Origin of the sequence: Streptomyces sp. NBC_01210, assembly GCF_036010325.1 — a bacterium.
GTDB lineage: Bacteria > Actinomycetota > Actinomycetes > Streptomycetales > Streptomycetaceae > Streptomyces.
Genome location: NZ_CP108549.1, coordinates 8,441,745 through 8,467,186, shown reverse-complemented (window position 1 = coordinate 8,467,186; position 25,442 = coordinate 8,441,745). Strand labels below are relative to the sequence as shown.

Annotated in this window: 22 protein-coding genes; 12 read left to right on the top strand and 10 right to left on the bottom strand. The window is 69.7% G+C overall.

Going from position 1 to position 25,442, the window contains the following annotated elements:
- The first annotated feature begins 30 nt into the window (after window positions 1–30).
- Together OG735_RS38070 and OG735_RS38065 are read left to right on the top strand one after the other, a co-directional pair.
- A complete protein-coding gene (locus OG735_RS38070) occupies window positions 31–1,521 on the top strand; it encodes an aldehyde dehydrogenase (RefSeq protein ID WP_327328594.1) in 1,491 nt (496 codons plus the stop codon).
- Window positions 1,518–2,246 (top strand): gamma-glutamyl-gamma-aminobutyrate hydrolase family protein, encoded by a 729-nt coding sequence (locus tag OG735_RS38065; RefSeq protein ID WP_327327706.1) that lies wholly within the window; start codon window positions 1,518–1,520, stop codon window positions 2,244–2,246. The genes OG735_RS38070 and OG735_RS38065 overlap by 4 nt, the downstream gene beginning before the upstream one ends.
- A 62-nt stretch (window positions 2,247–2,308) precedes the next feature.
- Here OG735_RS38065 and OG735_RS38060 read toward each other — a convergent pair whose 3' ends face one another.
- The 4 genes from OG735_RS38060 to OG735_RS38045 form a co-directional block, all read right to left on the bottom strand.
- Window positions 2,309–3,166 carry a fumarylacetoacetate hydrolase family protein gene (locus OG735_RS38060; RefSeq protein WP_327327705.1) on the bottom strand — a complete coding sequence of 286 codons (858 nt, stop codon included), beginning with the start codon at window positions 3,164–3,166 and terminating at the stop codon, window positions 2,309–2,311.
- Window position 3,167: 1 nt separating this feature from the next.
- Window positions 3,168–4,133, bottom strand: coding sequence for a 3,4-dihydroxyphenylacetate 2,3-dioxygenase (locus OG735_RS38055; protein WP_327327704.1), 966 nt, complete (start codon window positions 4,131–4,133; stop codon window positions 3,168–3,170).
- On the bottom strand, window positions 4,126–5,598 hold the full coding sequence (locus OG735_RS38050) for an aldehyde dehydrogenase (protein WP_327327703.1): 1,473 nt from the start codon (window positions 5,596–5,598) through the stop codon (window positions 4,126–4,128). Before OG735_RS38050 ends, OG735_RS38055 begins: the two co-directional genes overlap by 8 nt.
- A gap of 142 nt (window positions 5,599–5,740) precedes the next feature.
- Window positions 5,741–6,547: an acetoacetate decarboxylase family protein gene (locus OG735_RS38045; RefSeq protein WP_327327702.1), complete on the bottom strand. Its 807-nt coding sequence runs from the start codon at window positions 6,545–6,547 to the stop codon at window positions 5,741–5,743.
- Window positions 6,548–6,745: 198 nt separating this feature from the next.
- On the opposite strand from OG735_RS38045, the gene OG735_RS38040 reads away from it, so the two are divergent.
- From OG735_RS38040 to OG735_RS38030, 3 genes are all read left to right on the top strand, one after another.
- A complete protein-coding gene (locus OG735_RS38040) occupies window positions 6,746–8,128 on the top strand; it encodes a glutamine synthetase family protein (protein WP_327327701.1) in 1,383 nt (460 codons plus the stop codon).
- Window positions 8,129–8,149: 21 nt separating this feature from the next.
- Window positions 8,150–9,514, top strand: a complete 1,365-nt coding sequence (locus OG735_RS38035) for a pyridoxal phosphate-dependent decarboxylase family protein (protein WP_327327700.1) — start codon at window positions 8,150–8,152, stop codon at window positions 9,512–9,514.
- Between the two features lie 429 nt (window positions 9,515–9,943).
- Window positions 9,944–10,864 (top strand): chitinase, encoded by a 921-nt coding sequence (locus OG735_RS38030; protein ID WP_327327699.1) that lies wholly within the window; start codon window positions 9,944–9,946, stop codon window positions 10,862–10,864.
- A 139-nt stretch (window positions 10,865–11,003) separates the two neighbouring features.
- On the opposite strand, the gene OG735_RS38025 is transcribed toward OG735_RS38030, so the two are convergent.
- Entirely contained in the window at window positions 11,004–11,534 is a 531-nt protein-coding gene (locus OG735_RS38025; protein WP_327327698.1) for a hypothetical protein, read from the bottom strand.
- Window positions 11,535–11,869: 335 nt separating this feature from the next.
- On the opposite strand from OG735_RS38025, the gene OG735_RS38020 reads away from it, so the two are divergent.
- Together OG735_RS38020 and OG735_RS38015 are read left to right on the top strand one after the other, a co-directional pair.
- On the top strand, window positions 11,870–13,123 hold the full coding sequence (locus OG735_RS38020; protein WP_327327697.1) for an AI-2E family transporter: 1,254 nt from the start codon (window positions 11,870–11,872) through the stop codon (window positions 13,121–13,123).
- Window positions 13,124–13,140: 17 nt separating this feature from the next.
- A complete protein-coding gene (locus OG735_RS38015; protein WP_327327696.1) occupies window positions 13,141–13,668 on the top strand; it encodes a serine hydrolase in 528 nt (175 codons plus the stop codon).
- A gap of 223 nt (window positions 13,669–13,891) precedes the next feature.
- Here the strand turns inward: OG735_RS38015 and OG735_RS38010 are convergent, their stop codons facing one another.
- The 3 genes from OG735_RS38010 to OG735_RS38000 all read right to left on the bottom strand — a co-directional run bounded on the left by OG735_RS38010 (window position 13,892) and on the right by OG735_RS38000 (window position 16,780).
- Complete coding sequence (locus tag OG735_RS38010; RefSeq protein ID WP_327327695.1) at window positions 13,892–14,638, bottom strand: SDR family oxidoreductase; 747 nt, start codon at window positions 14,636–14,638, stop codon at window positions 13,892–13,894.
- Between the two features lie 106 nt (window positions 14,639–14,744).
- Window positions 14,745–15,656: an RNA polymerase sigma-70 factor gene (locus OG735_RS38005; RefSeq protein ID WP_327327694.1), complete on the bottom strand. Its 912-nt coding sequence runs from the start codon at window positions 15,654–15,656 to the stop codon at window positions 14,745–14,747.
- A gap of 311 nt (window positions 15,657–15,967) precedes the next feature.
- On the bottom strand, window positions 15,968–16,780 hold the full coding sequence (locus OG735_RS38000) for an alpha/beta fold hydrolase (RefSeq protein ID WP_327327693.1): 813 nt from the start codon (window positions 16,778–16,780) through the stop codon (window positions 15,968–15,970).
- Window positions 16,781–16,876: 96 nt separating this feature from the next.
- On the opposite strand from OG735_RS38000, the gene OG735_RS37995 reads away from it, so the two are divergent.
- The 5 genes from OG735_RS37995 to araD all read left to right on the top strand — a co-directional run bounded on the left by OG735_RS37995 (window position 16,877) and on the right by araD (window position 22,517).
- Entirely contained in the window at window positions 16,877–17,284 is a 408-nt protein-coding gene (locus OG735_RS37995; protein ID WP_327327692.1) for a MarR family winged helix-turn-helix transcriptional regulator, read from the top strand.
- Window positions 17,285–17,676: 392 nt separating this feature from the next.
- Window positions 17,677–19,032: an NADP-specific glutamate dehydrogenase gene (gene gdhA, locus OG735_RS37990; RefSeq protein ID WP_327327690.1), complete on the top strand. Its 1,356-nt coding sequence runs from the start codon at window positions 17,677–17,679 to the stop codon at window positions 19,030–19,032.
- 211 nt (window positions 19,033–19,243) lie between these two features.
- Window positions 19,244–19,888, top strand: coding sequence for a GntR family transcriptional regulator (locus tag OG735_RS37985; protein WP_327328593.1), 645 nt, complete (start codon window positions 19,244–19,246; stop codon window positions 19,886–19,888).
- Window positions 19,885–20,796 carry a dihydrodipicolinate synthase family protein gene (locus OG735_RS37980; protein ID WP_327327688.1) on the top strand — a complete coding sequence of 304 codons (912 nt, stop codon included), beginning with the start codon at window positions 19,885–19,887 and terminating at the stop codon, window positions 20,794–20,796. Before OG735_RS37985 ends, OG735_RS37980 begins: the two co-directional genes overlap by 4 nt.
- Window positions 20,793–22,517, top strand: a complete 1,725-nt coding sequence (gene araD / locus OG735_RS37975) for an L-arabinonate dehydratase (RefSeq protein ID WP_327327687.1) — start codon at window positions 20,793–20,795, stop codon at window positions 22,515–22,517. The genes OG735_RS37980 and araD overlap by 4 nt, the downstream gene beginning before the upstream one ends.
- 160 nt (window positions 22,518–22,677) lie before the next feature.
- On the opposite strand, the gene OG735_RS37970 is transcribed toward araD, so the two are convergent.
- Complete coding sequence (locus OG735_RS37970) at window positions 22,678–24,111, bottom strand: aminobutyraldehyde dehydrogenase (RefSeq protein WP_442812557.1); 1,434 nt, start codon at window positions 24,109–24,111, stop codon at window positions 22,678–22,680.
- A complete protein-coding gene (locus OG735_RS37965) occupies window positions 24,104–25,426 on the bottom strand; it encodes a flavin monoamine oxidase family protein (RefSeq protein ID WP_327327686.1) in 1,323 nt (440 codons plus the stop codon). Before OG735_RS37965 ends, OG735_RS37970 begins: the two co-directional genes overlap by 8 nt.
- Window positions 25,427–25,442: the final 16 nt, after the last annotated feature.

The window sequence follows — 25,442 nt, the reverse complement described above, 5'->3', positions numbered from 1 at the left end:
GAACTCAAACGAATGAGAGGAGTAGGGATGATGCTGAGCCTCACCCCTGACGAACTTCTGCGCCGGGCCAAGGAAATGGAGCTGCCCGCACAGCACCACATCGACGGCGTCGACGAGCCCGGCGGCGGCTCGACCTTCCCGGCCGTGTCGCCCCGCGACGGCCGGATACTGACCGAGGTCGCCGATGCCCGGGCCGCCGAGGTCGACCTCGCCGTGGCCGCGGCGCGACGCGCCTTCGACAGCGGCCCCTGGCCCCGACTGGCCCCGGCCGACCGCGGCCGCGCCCTGCTGCGGATCGCCGGTCTGCTGGAGGAGCGGCGCGAGCAGCTCGCCCTCACCGTGTGCCTGGAGATGGGCAAGCCCATCAAGGACGCGTACGACATCGAACTGCGCGCCGCCATCAACACCTTCCGCTGGTACGGGCAGCTGGCCGACAAACTCACCGACGAATCGCCCCACACCGCCCCCGACGCACTGGCCCTCATCACCCGGGAACCCGCCGGGGTCGTCGGCGCGGTGGTCCCGTGGAACTTCCCGCTCACCCTCGCCTCCTGGAAGGTGGCGCCCGCACTCGCCGCCGGCTGCACGGTCGTGCTGAAGCCCTCCGAGTGCTCGCCGCTCTCCGCCCTGATGCTGGGCCGCATCGCCACCGAGGCCGGGCTGCCGCCGGGCGTCCTCAATGTCGTCACCGGTGACGGCCCCACCGCAGGCCGGGCCATCGGCCGCCACCCCGACGTCGATGTGCTCGCCTTCACCGGATCGACCGCGGTGGGACGGCAGTTCCTGCGGTACGCCGCCGACTCCAACCTCAAGCGCGTCTGGCTGGAGCTGGGCGGCAAGTCGCCGAACATCATCCTCCCCGACGCCCCCGACCTGGACCGGGCCGCCGCCACCGCCGCCTGGGGCATCTTTTTCAACCAGGGCGAGATGTGCACCGCGCCGTCCCGGCTGCTGGTGCACTCCTCCATCGCGGAGCAGATCACCGACGCCGTCGTCGAACGTGCGGAGGCTCTGCGCGTGGGCGACCCGCTGGACCCCGGCACCGAGATGGGTGCTCTGGTCGGCGAGGACCACCTGGGCCGCGTCATGGACCACATCGGCGCCGGCGTCGTCGAGGGGGCACGGCTGCGCACCGGCGGGGCCCGCACCCTCGCGGCGACCGGTGGCAGCTATCTGGAACCAACGGTCTTCGACCTGGTGCAACCCACAATGCGGCTCGCCCGCAACGAGATCTTCGGTCCCGTCCTGTCCGTGCTCACGTTCGACGACATCGACGAGGCCGTCGCGCTCGCCAACGCCACCGACTACGGCCTCGCAGCAGGCCTCTGGACCAGCGACCTCACCACCGCCCACCGGGTCTCGCGCGCCCTCAAGGCCGGCACCGTCTGGGTCAACTGCTACGAGGAGGGTGATCTGACCGTTCCCTTCGGCGGGGTGAAGCAGTCCGGCAACGGCCGCGACAAATCCGCCCACGCCCTCGAGAAGTACACCGAGCTCAAGACGACCTGGATCCGGCTGTGACAGCCCCAAGACCCCTGATCGCGATCCCCGCCCGCTTCGCCGCGTCCACGTCCGCGCTGCGGTACGCCGCCGAGGTCAACGCCCGTGCCCTCGTCGAGGCGGTGTGGCGGGCGGGCGGGGAGCCCGTGACCATCCATCCGTACGCCCCCGGAGGCATCGCCGATCCGGCCGGGGTCGCAGCCCGACTGACCCGGTTCGACGGCGTCCTGCTGCCCGGCGGAGGCGACCTCGCCCCGCACCGCTACGGAGACCTCGGCCGGCACGACAGCGTGTACGACGTGGACGACGAGCAGGACGGCTTCGACCTCGAGGTCGCCCGTCAGTCGCTGCGTACTGCTCTGCCGCTGCTCGCCGTCTGCCGGGGGCTCCAGGTCGTCAACACCGTGCTCGGCGGCACTCTGCACCAGGACATGGGCGGTCGCGAGCGCGAGCACCGCCATATGGTGCACCCCGTAGCGCTGCGGCCCGGTTCGCGGATCGCGCAGATCACCGGTGTCGAGAAGACCGAGGCCTCCTGCTATCACCACCAACGGGTCGACCGACTCGGTGAGGGGCTGTACATCACTGCCACGGCCGCCGACGGCACGCCCGAGGCCCTGGAACTCACCGGAGCGCAGGGCTGGTTCGCGGCCGTGCAGTGGCATCCCGAGGACACCGCACACGAGGATCCCGTCCAGCAGCGGCTCTTTGACGCGCTGGTGCGGGCTGCCGGCGACCTTCTGTGAAAAAGTAAAGGGTGTGGGGCCGGATCCCTGATGATCCGGCCCCACACCTCTTGCTCAGCTGCTCAGCCCCGCCTGGGTGGCCTGATGCCGCGGAACTCCCAGTCACCGCCGAGCGCGGTGGAGAGCACCTCCTCCGACTCGGTGGGCTGCGCGCCGACGTCCGCGCGGATCTCGGTCGGGCCGCTGACGATGTGGTTGGTGAGCCGGCCGAGGCCTTCGACCTCCACCTCGACGACATCGCCGGGCTTGACGGGCCGCGAGTTCGCCGGCGTGCCGGACAACAGAACGTCGCCGGGGAACAGGGTGATCGTGCGGGCGATGTCGGCGACGAGATAGTGCATGTCCCACTTCATCTCGTCGGTCGAACCGTCCTGGACGACGTTGCCGTTGACGTATGTGCGCAGCCGCTTGCCGTGGAAGTCCCAGTCGGTGACCAGGCCGGGGCCGAGCGGGCAGAGCGTGTCGGAGCCCTTGACGCGCAGCATGGAGCCGGCGTCGGTGTCGCGGAAATCGTGCAGGCCGTAGTCGTTGGCCACGGTGTAGCCCGCGATGTACTCCCCCGCCCGGTCCGGCGCGATGTTGCGGCAGGTCCGGCCGATGACGATGGCGACCTCGCCCTCGTAGTTGAGCCACTTGCAGCCCTCGGGGCGGACGACGGCGCCCTGGTGGGCGTTGAGCGACGACGTCGGCTTGTGGAAGTACGTCGGTGTGTCCGGGAGGCCGATCCGGAACTCGTCGACACGGCTGCGGTGGTTGAGATGGACCGCGACGATCTTGGACGGGACGACCGGCGGCAGGTGCTGAGCCTGGTCGGCCTTGACCCGGCGGCCGTCGCCGACGACCAACTCGTCGCCGTCACGGACGGTTTCGACGACGGCGCCGTCGAGGAGGATGCGGCGGAACTCGGACGTCTCAGCCATGTCAGCTCTCCTGGTCGGCGTGCGGGTCGCGGTGGTGGTGCGGGTCGTGGCGCAGGCCGGGTGCGGCGTTGGGGGTGCCGGTCCCGGTCCAGCCGTCGGCCGGGCGGTCGAACCACAGATGCGCCTGGCCGGTGCCGATGGCGTTCTCGTACTCCCCGTACTGCCGGGCCGTGGCGATGCACTCACTCTCGCCGAGGGCGCCCGCCATCATCAGATAGTGGAAGAACTTCGCCTCGGGCTTGTGCTTCCAGAACTCCGGCATGGTCTCAAGGACCTTGGCGTGGCGGCCTTCCTTGAACCAGGCGATGCGCTCGTAGTCGGCCTCCCGGGCCCCGGCGCTGAAGATGTGGGAGGGGTCGCTGGGCTCGTGGTCGCGCAGCTCCCGCAGCGGCCAGAAGGTGTGCGACAGGGCGCCGGAGGCGATCAGCAGCACCTTGCGGCCGGGAGTCGCGGCGATGCCGTCGGCGAGGGCGCGGCCGAGCCGCAGGTGGTCCTGCATATCGCCGGTCTGGCAGACGCCTATGGTGACCCAGCGCTTGTCGGGCAGGCCTTCACCCAGGTACTTCCACAGGTTGATGGTGGCGTAGTAGATCGGCAGATAGACGTCGTCGATGGCGGTGATCCAGGTGCCGTGCTTCTCGGCGAACTGCGCGACGTTGTGGGCGAGTTCGGGGTCGCCCGGGAAGTCGTACGGCATACGGCGCATCCCGCGCGGCAGCTCTTCGGAGGTGAACAGGCCGGCGCGGCGGTCCTGGGCGGTGATGACGAACTCGACGGTGGTTGCCCAGTGCGAGTCCAGGACGACGACGGTGTCGTAGTCGGCGGTCTCGAAGACGTCCCGGCGCAGCTGCTGAAGGCCGGTGACAAGGGTGATCTCCTTGCCGTCGTTCAGCTCGAACCGGTCCTCCTGCGAGAGCACGATGGTGGGGACGTGCGAAAGCAGTCCCGCACCGACGATCTCACCCATGGTCCCGCCATCCCTTCGGTGCCGTCACGCTGTTCTTGATGTCGCAGTAGAAGTCGAAGCTCCAGGTGCCGCCCTCACGGCCGATACCGGAGGCGCGGGAGCCGCCGAACGGCGCCTGCAGGTCTCGTACGAAGAAGCAGTTGACCCAGACCGTGCCCGCGACGAGCCGTGCGGTGACGCGCTCGGCGCGCTCGCGGTCGCTGGTGACGACGGTGGCGGCGAGGCCGAAGCGGGTGTCGTTGGCGAGGCCGACCGCTTCGTCCTCGGTGCCGAAGGCCTGCAGAGTCAGGACGGGGCCGAAGACCTCCTCCTGGACGATCTCGCTGTCCTGCGCCACGTCGGCCAGCAGCGTCGGCCGGTAGTAGAGGCCGCCCAGCTCGGTGTTGGGGCCGCCGCCGATGACGGCGCATGCGCCGGCCGCGAGCGCCCGCTGCACAAAGCCGTCGATCCTCTCCAGCTGGCGCGCGTGGATGTTGGGGCCGATGCCGGTGGCCTCGGCGCGTGGGTCGCCCTGCCGGAGCTGTTCGGCTCTGGCCACGAAGCGCCGGGTGAACTCATCGGCGATCGAGTCCTCGACGAGGATGCGGGTGGCGGCCAGGCACACCTGTCCGGCGTTGTCGTACTGCTCCACGGCCAGGTCGACGGCGAGGTCGATATCTGCGTCCGCGAAGACCAACAGGGGTGATTTGCCGCCCAGTTCGAAGCTGGCGGGTGTCAGGTTGAGGGCGGTCGCGGCGGCAATCGTACGAGCGGTGGGCACCGAACCGGTGAAGCTGACGCGCCGCACGTCCGGGTGCGAGACAAGGGCGCTGCCGGCCTCGGAGCCGTACCCCTGGAGGATGTTGAGGACGCCGGCCGGGAGTCCCGCCTCGGCTGCGATGTCCGCGAGCAGGGATGCGGTGAGCGGGGACCACTCGGCGGGCTTGAGGATCACCGTGTTCCCGGCGGCGAGAGCCGGGGCGATCTTCCAGGTCGCGAGCATCAGCGGCGCGTTCCACGGCGTGATCAGGACGCAGGGGCCGGCCGGGTCCCAGGAGACGTGGTTGGTGTGACCGCGTGTGTCGAAGTCCTCGTGGCCGAGCCGCAGCAGCCAGTCCGCGAAGAAGCGGAAGTTGTGCGCGACGCGCGGCATGACACCGCGACGGTGGGAGCGCAGCAGGGCGCCGTTGTCATGCGTTTCGACGATCGCCAGGTCCTCGATGCGTCTCTCGACGCCGTCGGCGATGGCGTGCAGGATGCGGGCGCGTTCGGCTTGCGGGGTGCCCGCCCAGGCGGGGAAGGCGCCCTTCGCGGCGGCGACGGCCGCCTCGGCCTCCGTCGCCGTGCCGCGGGCGATCTCACCGAGCGTGCCGCCGTCGATGGGCGAGACGTCGTGGAAGGTCTCGGCGGAGGCAACGCGCTCGCCGCCGATCCAGTGCCGGGTGTCGACGGCGACGCCGGCGACGGTGGTGATGTGTCCGGTCATGTCCAGGTGCTCCAGGTGCTGCAGCTTGTGATGAGGAGTGCGGGCGCCGATGGAAGAGGAGCCTCGCCGGTGTTTGAGGCGGGGGGTCCGGGGCGGAGCCCGTCGTGCGGCGGCAAGGGCGGGGAGAGCTTGCCGCAGGCGTCTACTCGGCCCCGGACGTGCCGGACTCCAGCACATGCCCGCCGTCCCAGACCGCCCCCACCTGCCGGTAGTACGCCGCGATCGGCTCCCGGACCTCCAGCCGCGCCAGTTCCTCCGTCGGCGCCTCGAACAGCTCGAGCTCGGCCTCGCCCCGCCATGCCTGCCCTGCCTCGAAGGACGCGGCGCCGGTCTCGATGAGCTCGTCCAGCGCGAGCCCTTTGCCCTTCTCGACGGAGGGGAGCCAGCGGTGGTGGGCCATGGGGTGTCCGTTGACGAACCCGTTCGTCTCCGACTCCTCCCGCAGCGTCACCACGGCCTGCGCGAGGCGCCGGTCGGCGGCCGCGAGCGTCGCGCCGAAGCGGGCGCCGGCCTCGATCCGCGGGGCGGGCCCGTACGGATGCGGACGGGTCTGATGGATCGAGCCGAGCTTCTTCGGGTAGCCCTGGTGCAGCCCGCGGGCGATCGCGAAGTCCTTGTCGACCCAGATGTAGACGCAGCGCGAGTACGTTCTCCCCCGGTAGGAGCAGCGGACCACCGCGAAGGCCTCCTTGTACTGGGAGCGCACGGGGTCGAGCAGCTCCTCGCGGGAGCCGGAACAGGACTGCCAGTCGGCCCAGATGAGGGCGACCGCACCCGGGTCCTCGTCGGCGGGCTCCAGCGGTTCGGGGAGCAGTTCGCGCACCCGGGCGGGATCGGTGCGGTACTCGACGGTGAGGAGGTCCCCGGAGTAGTGCCATGGGGGCGAGGGGATGAGCGATGAGCTGCCCGTCGCCGTCTTGGGGTGGAAGTAACCGCGCGTCAGCGACACGATGTCTCCTCGGTGGGGTGGGGGCAGCCATTGAATTCGTTTGGATCCAAATAACAGTCTCCCCGCACCCTCCGTCAACCCCGCCCACCATCCGATTCACTTCCGCCGGAACGGTCCGCGCGGGAGGCTTGCCAGGGAGGGCCTCACAGAATACGTTTGACCCCAAACGGAACACGGGACGACCGGAAGGGGCACACAGTGTCCACCCACCCCTCCCCCACACATCCGGGCGCCACACCGGAGGAACTCGCCGCTCTCGCGGACGAGCTCTCCGCCCAGGGCATCGACCTCGTCCGGGTGCTGTGGAGCGATCTGCACGGAGTCGCCCGGGGCAAAGAAGTGCACGTCAGCGAGTTGTCGCGGTTTGCCGGGCCCGGCCTGTCCTTCTGCCAGGCCGTCATGGTCACCGACCTCGGCGGAAACCCGCTGGACCTGTCCGAGAGCTCGGGAAGCGGCTGGCCCGACGCCCATGCCCGGATCGACCCGACCACGCTCGCGATCCCCGGCTATGCGCCCGCAACCGCGTTCCTGCTCGCCGACGTCACGGACTCGTCGGAGAACCACGCCCCGTTGCATCTGGACCCGCGCGGGCTGCTGCGCAACCAGGTCGACCGGCTCGCCCGCCGCGGCCTGAATGCCGTCGCCGCGCCCGAGCTGGAGTTCTATCTACTGGCCCCGGACCCGGAAGCGCCGCACGGCTGGCGGCAGTACTCCGAGCACGACAGCGCCGGATACGTGGTCGGAGCTGCGTACGACCCCGACTCCCTGCTCCCGCTGCTGATCCGCGAATGCCATGCGCTCGGGCTGCGCGTCCAGACGGGCAACCAGGAGTTCAGCGGCGGCCAGTTCGAGATCAACCACACGCACGGACCGGCGCTCGAGGCCGCGGACCGGGCTTTCCTCTTCAAGTACGCCGTGAAAGAGATCGCGGCGGCACGCGGTCTGCGGGCCACCTTCATGGGCAAGCCCTTCGCCGACAAGGCGGGCAGCGGACACCACGTCCATGTGTCGCTCGTGGACAACGATGGCGGGAATCTCTTCGCCGATCCGTCGGGCGAGGGCGGTCTCAGCATCCTCGGACAGTCCTTCCTCGCGGGCGTGCTTGAGCACGCACCGGCGCTCACCGCCCTGCTCAACCCCACCGTCAACGCCTACAAGCGGCTCGCCTCGCCCGACTCTCTCGCGCCCACCACCGCCAATTGGGGCTACGACAACAGGACCGCTTACGTACGGATCCCGCCCGAGCGCGGCCCCGGCACCCGGCTCGAGGTTCGCGTCGCTGACGGCGCCGCAAACTCCTACCTCGTCATCGCGGCCCTGCTCGCAGCGGGACTGGACGGAATCGATCGCGAACTGGTCCCGCCCCCGTCCCTCACGGAGCGCCCGCGCACCGAGGGTGTACCGCCGCTGCCGTCCTCGTTCGGCAGTGCTCTCACCGCCCTGGAGGAGGACAAGCTCCTCGGCGAAGCGCTCGGACCCCGGTTTGTCGAGGTCTTCATCGCCCTGAAGCGCCAGGAACGCGCCCGTTTCGAACGCGCGGTCACCGACTGGGAGTTCCGCGAGTACGCACGCATGCTCTGACCACTGTATGAAGGGAAACACATGGACCTGCAGCACTGGCTCCGCGAAGCGGCACGAGCCAACCAGGAGTGGTCGGCAGGCTTCGGCACGTACACGACGCACCCGTCTCTCGCCGTCGAGGACGATCGATTCGCCGAGGTTTTCGGGGAGTTCACCGAGCGGCTGAAGGACAACTACCCCTTCTTCCACCCGCGCTACGCCGGGCAGATGCTCAAGCCCCCGCACCCGGCCGCCGTGGTCGGATATGTCACGGCCATGCTGATCAACCCCAACAACCACGCGCTGGACGGCGGTCCGGCCACAGCAAGGATGGAACGCGAGGTGGTCCAGCAGCTGGCGACGATGTTCGGCTTCGGCACGCATCTCGGCCATCTCACCACCAGCGGGACCGTCGCCAACCTGGAGGCGCTCTTCGTCGCCCGCGAACTACATCCCGACCAGGGCGTCGCCTACAGCGCGGAGGCCCACTACACCCATGGCCGGATGTGCGGCGTCCTGGGTGTCGAGGGGTACGCCGTGCCCACGGACGACCGTGGCCGAATGGATCTGGACGCCCTCGAGGAGCTGCTGCGCACGGGCCGCGTCGGCACGGTCGTACTCACCACGGGCACCACCGGCCTCGGCGCGATCGACCCCGTCCATCAGGCGCTCGCCCTGCGGGAGAAGTACGGGGTACGCATCCATGTCGATGCCGCCTACGGAGGCTTCTTCACGCTGCTCGCCGGCGCCGAGGGAGCGGCCGGACTGCCCGATGCCCCGTGGCGCGCCATCGCCCACTGCGACTCGGTGGTGGTCGACCCGCACAAGCACGGACTCCAGCCGTACGGCTGCGGCGCGGTCATCTTCGCCGACCCCGAGGTGGGCCGCTTCTATCTGCACGACTCGCCGTACACGTACTTCACCTCCACGGAACTGCATCTCGGCGAGATCAGTCTGGAGTGCTCCCGCGCCGGGGCCTCGGCCGCGGCCCTCTGGCTCACCTTCCAGCTGCTGCCGCCCACGACCGAGGGCCTGGGCAACGTCCTCGCCGCCGGCCGCCGCGCCGCCCTGCGCTGGTCGGAACTGATAGAGGCTTCGGACGCCCTGGAGCTGTACCAGTCCCCCGAACTCGACATCGTGTCCTACTTCCCCGCGACCGACCCCGCCGCCCTCTCCGTCATCGACACGGCCTCGGAACGCGTGCTCCGGCAGGGCATGACCGAGCAGGACCCGGTCTTCCTCAGCACTCTGCGGGCGGATGCCCGTGCCTTCGCGGCACGCCACCCCAAGGTGACCACGGACGCGGACGGGGCGCGCATCCTGCGCAGCGTGCTGATGAAGCCGGAATCCGAGGACCATGTGCAGCAGTTGCACGCCCGGTTGGAGCAGCTCGCGCGACAGTCCTAGACGCCGCCGCCGTGCTGCGTACCGACGCCGCCGTACGCCGGACCTCCCGGCGGCGGTAACCGGTGTAACGGCACTGGCGCCTCGGGTTGGTCCAGACCTATTGACGGTAGGTCTGGACCATTTTACCGTGTGGCGACATCACCTCACGCGAGCCTCCAGGCCTGCCCCGGTCGCGCGCCCCCATCACCACCGTGGTTCACCAACTCACCCGGAGCCAGGCCGTCATGGACGACTTCGTCGATGCGGTGACGGCCAGAAGCGGCGAGAAGGGAGCACAGCATGATCGGTCGGAGGTTACGTCTGCTGGGGGTCGGCCTGGCGATGGCCTGCCTCGTGCAGGTACTGGTCGCCGCGGCGCCGAGCTCACCGAGCTCACCGAGCTCACCGAAGGCTGCCACATGTGCGGTCAAATCGAAGCCCTCGGGCTAGGTGCTCCAGGGGTACTGGGAGAACTGGGACGGCGCGGCAAATGGCGTTCACCCGCCGTTCGGATGGACTCCGATCACTGACACCCGCATCCGTGATCATGGCTACAACGTGGTCAATGCGGCCTTCCCGGTGATTCGTTCGGACGGCACTGTCCTGTGGGAGGACGGGATGGACGCGACGGTGAAGGTAGCGACCCCGGCCGAGATGTGCCAGGCCAAGGCGGCCGGTCTCACGATCCTGATGTCCATCGGCGGTGCGACCGCCGGTATCGACCTCAGCTCCAGCGCCGTCGCCGACCGCTTCGTCGCGACGGTGGTGCCGATCCTGAAGGCGTACAACTTCGACGGCATCGACATCGACATCGAGACGGGCCTCGTCGGCAGCGGCAACATCAACCAACTGTCGGCCTCGCAGGCCAACCTCGTTCGCATCATCGACGGCGTGCTGGCCCGGATGCCCTCGAACTTCGGCCTGACGATGGCGCCCGAGACGGCCTACGTCACTGGAGGCAGCGTGGCATACGGCTCGATCTGGGGCGCGTACCTGCCGATTGTGAAGAAGTATGCGGACAACGGCCGGCTCTGGTGGCTGAACATGCAGTACTACAACGGCAGCATGTACGGGTGCTCCGGCGACTCGTACTCCGCCGGCACGGTCCAAGGGTTCACCGCGCAGACGGACTGCCTCAACAGGGGGCTGGTCGTCCAGGGCACCACGATCAGGGTTCCCTATGACAAGCAGGTTCCGGGGCTGCCGGCGCAACCGGGCGCCGGGGGCGGCCATATGTCGCCGAACCTGGTGTCGCAGGCCTGGAACAAGTACAACAACGGCCTGAAGGGCCTCATGACCTGGTCCATCAACTGGGACGGGTCGAAAGGCTGGACGTTCGGAAACAACGTCAAGGCTCTCCAGGGCCGGTGAAGTCGGCGTTGGGTGAGCACCGCAGGGCATCGGTGCGCGGTCCTCAGCAAGCTCGCAGCCGGCCCCGGCCGCCTCGAGGGCCGCTGCCGCCGGGCCATATCCGGCTGCGAGGGCGGCGGCGCTGTGCGGCAGGCGACGGCTACCAGTCCTTTTCGACGCCACCCATCTTGGCACCGGCGAGGACGCTCACCCGGCCTGTGTCGTCGTAGACGTCCTGACGCCACTTGGCGAACGCATCGGCCAATCGCTGCATGTCCTCATCCGATCCGAAGCCCGCCTGCATCATGATCTGCGCCTCGTTCCTGTCCCCCACCTTGCGGATGATGACCTTGCCGGCCATGGGTGACAGGACGTCGTCGGTCCTGACGCTGTTCGAGGCGAGATAGCCGCGGAAGTCGGCCTTCGCGTCGTACCAGCCCGCCATCTGCTCCTCGGAGGTCAGAACCGGCTCACCGTCGCCCTCGGTCGTCAGATCGGGCTGCTCCGCTCCGGACTCGTCGGTCGTCTCATCCGTGCTCCCCTCGGTCGCTCCCGACTGCCCCTGAACGGAATCGCCGGCCACCACTTCGCCCGGCCCCGGCCGCTCGTGTCCGCACGACACCAACAGCCCGCAGAGCAGGACCACCACTGTCGCGGCCCCCGCGCGGCGCACCCTTCGGCCAATCGTCATCAAGACCCCCCGGTTCGCGTACTGTTCCCCGCTGTCCAGATGCATACGACGCCGGTTCCGTTCCCGGTTCTCGGGAGATCCATGAGATCCGGGTGGGCCTGCTGCCCTCACGGCAGCAGATGGCCAAGCTTCCCGAGGAGCTCACCCGCGTCGCGCCCGGACCCCCCTCGCAAGCGCCCGACGCCGACTCGAGGTCGGAGGGGCCGGTACGGGGCATTCGGACCGCCGCCGAGACCCGAGCGGCACACCGGCCACGCCATACGGTCCGCGTGCCTTCGGGCGAATATCGCGCCAGAGGCGTGGCACGAAGGGCCCTCGGTGGTACGAGCTTGTGGATGTCCAGGCCATCGGATCCGCAGTCCAGCAATCCGGACCCCGGCGCACCGTCCGCCGGGCGCCGGCGCCGGATCCGTACGGCGTCGCGTCAGGCGTTGCGCGGCATCACCGCGCCTCCGGCCGGGAAACCGGGCGGCCGACGCCCGCTGCCCCGCTCCCGGCCCGGTGGCGAGCCGCGGGTGTCCCCCACTCTGCGGACGGCTGCCGCGTACGCCTGGCGGATCCTCGTGGTGGGCGCCCTGGTGTACGCCGCCTTCGCGGCTCTGGGGCGGTTCCACGAGATCGCCCTGGCTGTCTTCCTCGGCATGGTCATCACCGCGATGCTCCGGCCGGTGGCCGACCTCCTGGGGCGCGTTGTGCCACGACCGCTCGCCGTCGCCGTTTCCCTGATCGGCGGCATCGTCCTCGTCCTGGGGGTCCTGGCGCTGGTCGGCAACGCGGTGGCGAGCGAGCAGGAGGGGCTGGTACGGGAGTTCCAGGCCGGCTTCGGCAGGATCCAGCGCTGGCTCCAGCAGCCGCCGTTCCGGCTCAACCCCAAGGCACTGACCGACATCCAGTCCCGGATCGGGCAGTTCCTTTCCAGCCACCGGGCCACCCTCATCAGTACGGCACTCAGCGGCGCCGGCCGGCTGGTCGAAGTCCTGACCGTGTTCGCCCTGGCCCTGTTCTCCTCGGTCTTCTTCATCCACTCCGGCGACCGGCAGTGGGGCTGGTTCTGCGACCAGCTTCCGCCGACCGCACGGGACCGGGTGGCGATCGCGGGCAGCGCGGCCTGGCGGACCTTCACCGGGTACACGCGCGGCATCGTGCTGGTGGCCGGGACCAACGCGATCCTGGTCGGCGTAGCCCTCTTCGCTCTCGGCGTGCCGCTCGCGGTTCCGCTGGCTCTGCTGGAGTTCTTCGCCGCCTTCATTCCGCTGATCGGCTCACCCATCGCCCTCGCAGTCGCGGCCGTGGTGGCCCTGGCGGCCAAAGGCCCGCTCATCGCGGCCATGGTCGTCGCCCTCATCGTGATCATCGGGCAGATCGAGGGCCATCTGCTGCACCCGATCGTGATGAGCTGGGCCGTTCGGCTGCATCCGGTGGTGGTCGCGCTCACGGTCATCGGCGGCGCCGTCGCGGCCGGAGTACTGGGGGCCGTGGTGGCCGTGCCGATGGTGTCCGTCCTCTGGTCGGTCCATCAGGCGCTGCGCCGGGCGCGCGAACCGGATCCGCTGCAGAACCCGGCCCCCGGCGGAGGGACGGGTTCGTAGGGCGGGCGCCACGGTCCTTGGTCTCCGAGCACGGCCGGGTTGCCCGACTGGAGGACGAGGCGGGCTCAGCGGACATGATGGCCGGCCTCCCGGAGGATCTGCCGATGTTCAAGGCGGGGCCGCGCTCCCTGTTCCCGACGGCTGAACTCGGCAACCGCAGTGACATCCTCGCCGCCGACATCCCGGCCGGCGGCAAGACCTCGGCCCGCGCCATGGCGCGTCTGTACGCCGGGCTGCTGGGCGATGTTCCCGGTGTCCGGCTGATCTCGCCGGAGCGGCTGCGTGAGGTCACGGCCGTGGCGGCCGAGGGCACCGACCGGATCTTCGGGAACGAGAGCTCATGGGGGCTGGGCTACTCGATTGGCCTCCCCGGCGTTGAAGGGCAGACGAGCGCGTTCGCGATGGGCGGCGCCGGCGGAAGCTTCGCCTACGGGGACACGACCAACGGCATCGCGTTCGCGATGACCAAGAACCGGCTGACCATGGACTTCTCTGCCGCCATGGAGCTCATCGGGATCGTGACCGGGGCCACGACGGAGAGCTGAAGGCGCCCGGAGCTACGAGTCATGGCCGGCGTCCCGCACGACAGTGATCCGGCTTCCCCGGTGAGCGAATTCCCGCACGCCTACGCCGCCAGACCGACCGGGCCGCCCATCGCAACCCGGCGCGGTCATCTGGCTCCGCAGCCTCCGCCCTGCAATGTGATCCGAACCAGCAACGCTCCCTGAGCGGCCTCTGGGAAGTCAGGCACGCTCCCCCACCCAGGCGTCAGCCTCCGGCAGGAAAACGTCCCGCCAGGAACTGCTCGAACGTGCCCTTGCCCACGGCCCGCTCCGGCGTCAAATGCCCGCCCGTCCGGAACCCGCGGTAGGCCTTGCCTGCCAGGCGCATGCTCAGCAGGGGACGGCGTCGTCCGCTCGCGCGCAGATAGGCCCGGGCCAGCTCCGGAAACGTACGCACCTCGGGGCCGCCCATGTCCGGCACCCGCCCCGCGGGCGCCCCGGTCGCGAGCTCGGCCAGCCGGGCAGCGACCTCCGCCACCTCGATCGGCTGGTCGGCGACCCCCGCCGGGAGCAGCATGACCGGCAGCTTCGCCGAGCCTTGCAGGAGCTGCAGCACCAGGTCGTGGAACTGCGTCGTGCGCAGCACGGTCCAGCCGAGCTCCGATTCCTCGACCAGCCTCTCGACGGCGAGCTTGGTCCGGTAGTAGCCGAGCGGCACCTGGTCGACGCCGACGATCGAGATGTACGCCAGATGCCGCACCCCGGCCTGGCGGGCCGCCTCGATCAGATGGCGTGCCGCCTGCTCGTCGCCGCCGCGCGGCGTGGTCGCGCAGTGCACGACCGTGTCCACGCCCGCGACGGCTGCGGCCAGCCCCGTGCCCTCGCGCAGGTCCACGGCGTACGGCCGCGAGTGTCGGCTCAGCACACGCACCTCGTGCCCGTCCGCGCGCAGCCGCTCGGTGACGAGCCGGCCGAGCGTTCCGGTGCCGCCGGTCACCAGGATCGTGGTCATCGCAGTTCTCATCCCTTCGGTGGGCGTGCGCTCCCCGGTGGAGTGCCCGTCATCCGCTGAGAACCGACGAGCACCCAAAGATGTGACAGCCTCTTCGCGACCGCACTCACCCGTGGGTCACTCCCCCGGGGGCCATTGCGGCGAACTGCCGGCCCGCGAACACGAGTTTGTCCGGGTTCACGACGACCCTCACCTGGGCGATGACGCCGTCCCGAAGTTCGAACGAGGCGACGGCGATGAGCTGCTCCACCGCGTGCGCCACCAGCGCCGGCGCCCCGTTGACCTCGGCGACCCTGAGGTCCCAGCCGCCCGCGAACCGCTGCGCGCCGCCCACCAGGAAGCGCACAACCGTCTCCCTGCCGACGATGGGCCGCCGGGCCGCGGTGACCTTGCCACCGCCGTCGCTCCACCAGGTGATGTCCTTGGCGAGCAGCTTCTCCAGTCCTGCAAGATCGCCCTCGCGTGCTGCCATGACGAAGGACTCCACGAGCTCGTTCTGCCGCTCGGCTACCGGTGTGAATCGGGCCTTGCACGTCGCCACCCGCTGGACCGCCCTGCGGTACAGCTGGCGGCAGTTGGCCTCGCTCAGGTTGAGCACCCCGGCGATGTCCCGATGGCTGTAGTCGAACGCCTCGCGCAGAACGTAGACCGCACGCTCCGTCGGCGTGAGCCGCTCCAGCAGCACCAGCAGCGCCGTCGACACGGCGTCGCGCTGCTCGGCGGACTCCATGGGGCCGAGCGAACCGCCCTGCGTGAACACCGGTTCCGGCAGCCACGGCCCCACGTACTCCTCGCGCTGCACACGGGCCGAGGTGAGCCGGTTGAGGCACAGGTTGGTGACGACCCTGGCGAGCCAGGCCCCCGGGTACTCGATCGCCCAACGGTCGGCGCCGCTCCAGCGCAGGTACGCGTCCTGCACCGCGTCCTCCGCCTCCTCGGCGGAACCGAGCAACCGGTAGGCCAGGCCGAACATCCTGGGGCGGTGGGCAGTGAACTCCTCGGCGGTCCCTGACGTCACGTGCCCAGCGTGCCACAGGCGCGGAGGCATCCAGCATCCGGAATTTGTCCCGGGGGGACATCGGCCGCTGCTGAACGGTGCTGCCGATCGCTGTCCTTCGAGCTGACCGGGGCAGGCCGCAGATGGCCTGCCGCTCCATCCCGGTCCTGGACAAGGTCAGGTCCGCGGCCCGGTCGACCGTCCGCGCACTCTGCCCGACGCGGTGGCCGGTGGCCGGTGGCCGGTGGCAAGGGTATTCCTCACGCGTCAACCACGCCTACCTGCGGGGACGCCGCATCGTGGCGGCTCAGCCCGGAACAGTCCTAGTCCGCTCACACGGAGTGGACGGGCCGGGTTGCATCGCCGGCGAACTCCCTTATCAGGTCGAGAAGACGTGTCGGCTGTTCGATCTGCGGGAAATGACCTGCGTCCGCGACGAGTTCGAACCGCGCCGCCGCGAACGACTCCGCGTATGCCTTGCCGTAGGCCGGGGTGACGATCCCGTCCTCCCGGCCCCAGGCGACAAGGACGGGCACATCGACCTTGGGCAGCCGCCGACGCAGCTCCGGGTCGTGCATGTACGGATCGCGGGCGTAGACGGCGGCCACCGTCCGGTTTGCGGCGCCCGCGGCGATTTCGTCGTTGGTGAGTGCGGCCGGGTCGGGCCGCACAGACGGGTCATGGAAGGCCAGCCGGGCGGCCTGGTCGGGGTGCAGGGCGAAGATGTCGGCGATCTCGGTGGCGTCCCCGTCGACGTGGATGCCGACGGCGTTCACGAGGACGATGCGGCCGATGCGGGAAGTGTCGCGCAGGGCGAGTTCGGACGCGATCCAGCCGCCCAGGGAGTTTCCGACCACAGTGACGTCACGCAGGTCGAGCTGCCGGAGCAAATCGAGGTAGACGGACGCGAGTCCGGGGATGCTGTCGAGGTTGTCGGGACGTGGGCGGCCCGCGAAGCCCGGGTGGGTGGGCGTCAGCACCCGCCCGTGGCGGGCCAGCAGCCTTGCGAACGGCAGGACGGAGCCGGGGCCGGCGCCGCCGTGCAGGAGGAGGAACGGGCGCCCGGTGCCCTGGTCGTCCCAGGTCAGGCTGACTCCGCCGATGAGCGGGGCGGCATGGGAGTGGGCTGCTGTGCGGTCGGACATGGGAGAGCCCTTCAGGAGGTGTGCGGCGACGACACCCCGACTCTAAGTAAGGATGTTTATATAAGCAAGCTTACTCAGCCCTCTATAGTGGCCCGTATGCCCGTTGCACTCCAAGACCTGGGGCTGGCCGTCAAGCGGCTGCAGCACCGTCATCACCGCACTCTCGACGCCTTGCTGATCGAGCAGGGAACCACGCTCGTCCAGTGGGACGCCCTCCGTGCCATCCACCGCCATCCCGAGTCGACGTCCCACGAGTTGGCACTGCTGACCTTCCAGAGCGACCAGTCCTTCGGCACGCTCGCCAAGCGGCTGCTCGCGCAGGGTCTCATCGAACGCACCGTGGGACCCGGCCGGGCCATCCGGCACCGACTCAACCCTGCAGGCGAGGCCGTGCTCAACAAGGGGCAGGCGGTGGTGGACCGTGTGCTCGTGGAGTCCTTCGCACCGCTCTCGCCGCAGGAACGGGATCTGCTCCATTCGCTGTTGATGCGACTGCTGCCCTAACGGGCCCAAGCCGACACGGAACTCCGAACCGAGTCACACGTCGCCAAGCTGCGCCGAAGTTCACCGAGTGCATCTCACGCGTTCCTCCGGCCATTCCGGAGTCTCGGGTGTCAACCTTGACGCCCATGAGTATCAAGGCCATGTCCGTCAGGCGTGTTCCTTCCGATTACGGTGCGAACCGGAGGAAGATTCCGGCGAGGTGAAGTCCGTCCAGGTACGGCACCTCATCCACGCCAGTGGGAGCCATGACCGTGCGGTGGTCCACAACTCGAAACCGATACCGCGATGAACGGTACGCGCGACCAGGCCGTACTGCTGGCTGGCAATGACACCTGGACCGTCACCGCCACGGCCGGCCTGTCATCCGCCGGCCGGGCAGGAAGGGACATGCTGTGACCCTGTCTTCCTCGAACGCCAGACTGGCTTCCCTGCGCGCCGACCTCGAGCGCCGCAACCCCGCACAGCCTGAATTCCATCAGGCATCAACGGAAGTGCTGGAGACCCTGGCTCCCGTGCTCGCCGTCCGTCCCGAGTATGCGCAGCCGGGGCTCATCGAGCGCCTCTGCGAGCCCGAACGGCAGATCATCTTCCGGGTGCCCTGGCAGGACGATCGCGGCGCAGTGCACGTCAACCGAGGATTCAGGGTGGAGTTCAACAGCGCGCTCGGCCCTTACAAGGGCGGCCTGCGTTTCCACCCTTCGGTGAACCTGGGCGTCGTGAAGTTCCTCGGCTTCGAGCAGATCTTCAAGAACGCCCTCACCGGGCTGGGCATCGGCGGCGGCAAGGGCGGCAGCGACTTCGACCCACGAGGTCGTTCGAACGCCGAAGTCATGCGCTTCTGCCAGTCCTTCATGACGGAGCTCCACCGGCACATCGGCGAGCACACCGACGTCCCGGCCGGCGACATCGGCGTCGGCGGCCGCGAAATCGGTTACCTCTTCGGCCAGTACCGGCGTATCACCAACCGCTGGGAAGCGGGCGTCCTCACCGGCAAGGGCCAGGGGTGGGGCGGCTCAGCGATGCGCACGCAGGCGACCGGATACGGCAGCGTGCTCTTCGCCGCCGAAATGCTGAGTCGGCGAGGAGAAGAGCTCGCGGGCCAAGGGGCCGTGGTTTCCGGCTCGGGCAATGTTGCGATCCACACCATCGAAAAGCTGACGCGCAGCGGCGCCCATCCCATGACCTGCTCCGACTCCGAGGGCTATGTGGTGGACGAGAAGGGCATCGATCTCGAGCTGCTCAAGCAGATCAAGGAGGTTGAACGCGCACGCGTCAGCGAGTACGCCGAGCGCCGCGGCGCCTCCGCCCGCTACGTCCCCGGCGGCCGCGTGTGGGATGTACCCTGCGACATCGCCTTCCCTTCGGCCACCCAGAACGAGCTCGACGCCCAAGACGCTCGCACCCTTGTCCGCAACGGAGTCAAGGCCGTCTCCGAGGGCGCCAACATGCCCACCACCCCGGAAGCGGTGCGCATCCTGCAGGACGCGGGTGTGGCCTTCGGCCCGGGCAAGGCCGCGAATGCCGGCGGCGTCGCCGTCAGCGCCCTGGAGATGCGCCAGAACGCCGCCCGTGACTCCTGGACACCCGGGCGCGTGGAGGACGAACTCGCGGAGATCATGCGCGATATCCATCGCGTCACGTACGAGACTGCTGAGCGCTATGGAGCACCCGGCGACTATGTGACGGGAGCGAATATCGCAGGCTTCGAGCGCGTCGCGGACGCAATGCTCGCCCAGGGAGTCATCTGACGGAGCGGCAGCAGTAGCCGTGACGGTGGGCCCGGTCGACCCCGGGCCCACGCAGCGAACACCATGGCAGGCGACGGGCAGCGCTCTGCAAGCAGCCCCAACGATGCCTGTTGCGCGATGCATTGACGAAACAAGGGCACGGATCTAGCTTCATCGCGTTGCACTTCATACGTCATATATGAGACGCGATATGCGAGATCTGAGAGTGTCCATGGCTTTCGCCCCGAGCCCGATCCCCTCCCGGACCCAGTACGTACTGGAGGCGATCAAGCACGCCATCCTCACCGGCGGCCTCAGCCCCGGCCAGGCCCTCGTCGAGACTGAACTCGCCGCGCAGTTCGGGGTGTCGAAGACACCGGTACGGGAAGCACTCAAGACTCTGGCCGGCACCGGCCTGGTCGTCATGAGCCAGTACAAGGGAGCCACCGTCCGCACGGTCGACGCGGGCATGGCGCGCGAGGTGTACGACGTGCGGCTGCTGCTGGAGCCGGAGGCGCTGCGGCGATCCATCGAACGCTCGGCGGACCTGGACGCCGCCAAGGACGCCCTGCTCAAGGCCGACGACTCCGCCGACCGGGCCGAACGCTCGCTGGCCAACCGTGAGTTCCACCGTGCCTTGTATCTGCCGTGCGGCAATCCGCTGCTCGCGCGGATGCTCGACGAGGTACGTGATCAGGCGGCACTGGTCTCGGCCGTGGTCTGGGCCGCCCAGCCGTCCTGGGAACTGGAGGCAGTCGAGCACCGGGAGATTCTGCGGCTCGCACTGGCCGGGGACGCCGACAGTGCGGCCCGCGCCCTGCGCGAACACATCGCCGACTTCGTACAGCGGGCGTTTCCTGAAGGAGCGGACGCATGACCACCTCGGATGTCACTTCCCTGCGCGCCGCGCTCGCCGATGTCGTGGCAATCCCTGTCACCCCCTTCACCGCAGATGACACCCTCGACACCGACACTCACCGCGCACTGCTCAGACGGCTCCTCGACGGCGGTGTACGCACTGTCACGCCGAACGGCAACACCGGCGAGTACTACGCGCTGAGCCCCGAAGAGCGACGCGCCGTCACCGAGTTGACCCTCGATGAGGTGGGCGACCGGGCGGCGGTTCTGGTCGGTATCGGCCTGGACCTCCCGACCGCTGTCGCAGCCGCCGAGCATGCCCGCGCCGCGGGAGCCGGGATGGTGATGGTGCATCAACCTGTGCACCCGTACGCCTCGCACGACGGCTGGACCGACTACCACCGTATGATCGCCGAGGCGGTGCCGGAGCTCGGTGTCGTCCCGTACATCCGCGATCCGCAGCTCGGTGGTGACTACCTCGCCGAACTGGCGGACTCGTGCCCCAATGTCATCGGCGTGAAGTACGCCGTTCCGGATGCCACGAGGTTCGCCGCCTTCGCCCGGGACGCCGGCCTGGACCGCTTCGTCTGGGTCGCCGGACTCGCCGAGCTGTACGCACCGTCCTACTTCGCGAGCGGCGCCACCGGCTTCACCTCCGGTCTGGTCAATGTCGCCCCGACCGTCTCGCTGACCCTGCTGACCGCGCTGCGTGCGGGCGACTACCCGGCCGCCATGAAGATCTGGGAGCGGATCCGGCCTTTCGAGGAACTGCGCGCCGCTCATCAGTCCGCCAACAATGTGACGGTGGTGAAGGAGGCCCTCGCCTCGCTCGGTCTGTGCCGGCGCGGCCTCCGTCCGCCGAGCCGCGCACTGCCGGAAGCGCAGCGTGCGGCGGTCGCCGGACTCGTGGCCGGTTGGGCCGGATGACCGTCAAGCGCCCCGAGGAACTGCGCAGTCACCAGTGGTACGGAACGGAAGGTCTGCGCTCGTTCAGCCACCGCGCCCGCACCCGCCAGCTCGGCTATCTGCCCGAGGAGCACCTGGGCAAGCCCGTCATCGCGATCCTCAACACCTGGTCCGACATCAACCCCTGCCATGTCCATCTGCGTGACCGGGCTCAGGCCGTCAAGCGCGGTGTGTGGCAGGCCGGCGGCTTTCCGCTCGAATTCCCGGTCTCCACGCTCTCCGAGACCTTCCAGAAGCCGACCCCCATGCTCTACCGCAACATGCTGGCGATGGAGACCGAGGAGCTGCTGCGCTCCTATCCGGTGGACGGCGCGGTACTGATGGGTGGCTGCGACAAGTCCACGCCCGCGCTGCTGATGGGCGCGGCCAGCGCCGACCTGCCCACCGTGTTCGTACCGGCCGGGCCGATGCTGCCGGGCCACTGGCGCAATGAAGTACTCGGCTCCGGGACGGACATGTGGAAGTACTGGGACGACAAACGGGCCGGGCTGATCGGCGACGCGGAGATGGCCGAGCTGGAGAACGGACTGGCCCGCTCCCCCGGCACCTGTATGACCATGGGCACCGCTTCCACGCTGACCGCGGTGGCCGAGGCGCTCGGCGTCACCGTCCCCGGCGCGTCGTCCATCCCGGCCGTCGACTCCGGGCACGAGCGGATGGCTGCCGCGTCCGGGCGGCGGATCGTCGGTCTGGTGCACCAGGACCGGAAGCTTTCGCAGATCCTCACGAGGGAGGCGTACGAGGACGCGGTCGCCACGGTTCTCGCCCTCGGCGGCTCGACCAACGCGGTGATCCATCTGATCGCGATGGCCGGGCGCTCGGGCGTGCAGCTCACGCTCGACGAATTCGACCGCATCGCCCGTACCGTGCCGGTGCTGGCCAACCTCCGGCCCGGCGGCCGCTATCTGATGGAGGACTTCCACTTCGCCGGCGGACTCCCTGCGTTCCTGGCCCAGTTGACGGACGTGCTGCATCTGGACCGGCCCACCGTCGCGCACGACACTCTGCGTGAACAGCTCGACGGCGCCCTCGTCCACAACCCCGATGTCATCCGCCCGCGCGAGAATCCTCTCGCCGAGGAGGGCGGCGTGGCCGTGCTGCGCGGCAACCTCTGCCCCGACGGCGCGGTCATCAAGCACATCGCCGCCGAACCCCGCCTCCTCAAGCACACCGGACCCGCCATGGTCTTCCCCGACTACAGGACGATGCAGCGAACCATCAACGACCGCGGGCTCGGCATCACCGCCGACCATGTGCTGGTGCTCCAGGGCGCGGGCCCCAAGGGCGGCCCCGGCATGCCCGAGTACGGGATGCTGCCGCTCCCCGACCACCTGCTCAAGCAGGGTGTACGGGACATGGTGCGGATCTCCGACGCCCGGATGAGCGGCACCAGCTACGGCACCTGCGTACTGCATATCGCTCCCGAGTCGTACGTCGGCGGGCCGCTGGCGCTGGTCCGCAGCGGGGACCTCATCACCCTGGACGTCGCGGCGCGCACGCTCAGGCTCGAGATCCCGGACGAGGAGCTCGAACGGCGCAGGGCTGAGTGGACTCCGCCGCCCGAGCGGTACGAGCGCGGCTACGGCGCCCTCTACACCGAGCAGATCACCCAGGCCGACACCGGCTGCGACTTCGCCTTTCTCGCCCGGCGCGGCAAGAACCCCGACCCGTACGCGGGTTGAGCTCCGCTCCTGAGCCTCGATGCCTCGTGGGTCCCGCACCGGCATCCGAGGCCCGCCGGCCAACGGCCGTTCCCGGGCTCGGCTCGGTCACGGCCGGCCCGGCCGGCCGGCGTACGACGGCAACACCTTCAGCTTCCGGGCCGTCGGAGAGAACGCCTCGTCACAGCATGACGTGCTTGACCTGGGTATAGTCCAGCAGGCCGGCCAGGGAGAGATCACTGCCGTAGCCGGAGTGCTTGATCCCACCGTGCGGCATCTCCGACACCGTGGTGCCGTGCGTGTTCACCCACACGATCCCGGTCTGCAGGGCCCGAGTCGCGCGCATCGCACGGTCGTGGTCCGTGGTCCATACGCCGGCCGCGAGGCCGAACCGCACGTCATTGGCAAGCCGCAGCGCCTCCTCCTCGTCCGAGAACGGCTGCACTGTGACGACCGGGCCGAAGATCTCCTCCTGCACGATCTCGTCGCTCTGGCGGACACCGGCGACCACGGTCGCCTCGTGGAAGTATCCGGTCCTTCGGATCCGGGAACCACCGGTGACGACCTCGGCGTGATCCGGCAGTCTGCTCAACAGGGCCTCCACAGAGGCGAGTTGAGCAGCGTTGTTGAGCGGGCCGTAGTCGGCGTCCGGCTCACCGGGCGCCGCGGTGCGCAGTTTCTGCGCCCGGGCGGAGAACGCCGCGAGAAACGCATCATGAATGCGGTGGTGCACCAGCAGCCTTGTGGGGGCCGTGCAGTCCTGGCCGGCGTTGTAGTACGCGACCGCGGCGAGGTCCGCTGCGGCGGACTCGATGTCCACGTCGTCGTGGACGATGACCGGAGCGTTTCCGCCGAGCTCGAGATGGACGCGCTTGAGGTCCGCCGCCGCGGCGGCCGCGATCTCCCGGCCGGCCCGGACGCTGCCGGTGACCGCGATCAGCCGGACGGCCGGATGGGCGGTGAGTGCCCGGCCGGTGTCACGGTCACCACAGACGACGTTGAGCACGCCCGGCGGCAGGTGTCCGGCGGCGATCCGGGCCAGCAGGGCTGATGAGGTGGGGGTGGTGTCGGCGGGTTTGAGCACGGTCGTGTTGCCGGCCGCGATCGCCGGGGCGATCTTCCACACCGCCATCATCAAGGGGTAGTTCCACGGGGTGATCTGGGCGCAGACACCGACCGGTTCGCGCCGGAGCAGCGAGGTGCGTCCCTCGGTGTACTCGGCAGCGGCGGCGCCGGGCAGGTTCCGGGCGGCTCCCGCGAAGTAGCGCAAGGTATCGGTGATCGCGGGCAGTTCCTCGGACCGGAAGAGATCCGCGGGCTTGCCGGTGTCCCCGACCTCGGCGGCCACAAGGTCGTCCGCGTGGTCCTCCATGGCATCGGCGATGCGCAGCAACGCGCGCTGCCGTTCAGCCGGAGTGGTCGTGGACCAGCGGTCGTACGCGGCTGCCGCCGCCGCACACGCGGCGTCGGTGTCGGCCTGTCCGGAGCGCGGTGCGGTGCGGTGCACTGTTCCGGTGGCGGGGTTGGTGAGCTCCATCAACTCACCTGACATGGCGGGGAGTTCGGCTCCCGCGATGTGGTTGAGGACCACGGGATACACAGCGGGCTCAGCCACGGCGCAGCGCCTCCTTCGCCGCGGCGCGGCCGGTGCGTACGGCGCCCTCCATATAGCCGGCCACCCACTGGTCGGAGCCGCACACATAGAACGGTGGTTCATGGGTGCCGTGCCGGGGGCCCACAGCCATGACGTCGCCGGGGGTCCACTGCGTGACGTAGCCCTGGGTCCATGGATCGGTGCCCCACATCCGCAGATACGCGGTGAGTGGCTGGTGGGCCTCGTCGCCGTAGAGGCGGGCGATGTCGCCGAGCAGTTCGGGCACGCGCAGCCGGCCGGGCATGCCGAGCAGTACGCCGTAGCGCTCGGGCGGGATGAGAGCGGAGAGGATGCCCTCGTTCTGCGGCCAGGTGCTGCCGAGGACGCCTTCGCATTCGGAGAGGCCGTTGAGATCGTGGTCGCGCCAGAAGGGCTTGTCGTAGGCGGCGACGAACTTGGCCGCGACCGCCTGGCGCTGCTGGTGCAGCGAGGCGAGCCGTTCGTCGGGGACTCCGGAGACGGTGACCGAGCGGAGCGGGCCGACGGGCAGCGCGCTGACGACGGCTCCGGCGGTAAGGGTTTCGCCTCCGGTCAGGCGTACGGTGCAGCCGCCGGGCCGTACGGCGATCGCGTCGACCGGTGCCCCGAGCCGTATCCGCTGACCGAGCCCGTCCGCCATGCGCAGTGCCACGGTCGCCGAACCCTCCGCGACCCGCAGTCCCTCCCAGTCCTCGTAGTCGTAGTGGTCGGCGTGCCCGGTGCCGGGGACGGCTGCGTGCTTACGCAGGGCGGCCAGCAGCGAGGTCCGTTCGTACGAGCCACTGGCCAGGGCGAGTTGGCCGATCTCCCAGAGGCGTACGACGGCGTGGGTCGCGCCCTCGGAGCGCAGCCAGTCGCCGACCGAAATCCCGTCGAGGGCAGCGGCGTCGGGGTGGGACCACGGGTCGTCCGGGTCGACGGTGCGGGCCAGGGCGGTGAATGCGGCGGTGACCCGCTGGTGGCAGGCGTCGTCGCCGGGGCCGAACCAGTGCGGCGGGTCTCCGGCGGACATTCCTTCCGGCGTGGCGCGGGCGATGACCCCGGGCTCGGCGACATAGCTGGGGATCAGGGTGAGGCCGAGTTCGGCGGCGAGGGTGAGATACGAGGTGTGGGCGCGGCCCACGACTTCGCCGCCGAGCTGGACGAGCCGGCCGTCGGGCAGCGTGGTCTGCTCGACGCGGCCGCCGACCCGTTCGCGGGCCTCGAGGACGAGGACGTGGGCTCCGGCCGCGGCCAGGTCCCGTGCCGCGGCGAGACCGGCGAGACCGGCGCCGAGCACGATGACATCGTGGTTCATGGGGGCGTTCCTTCGC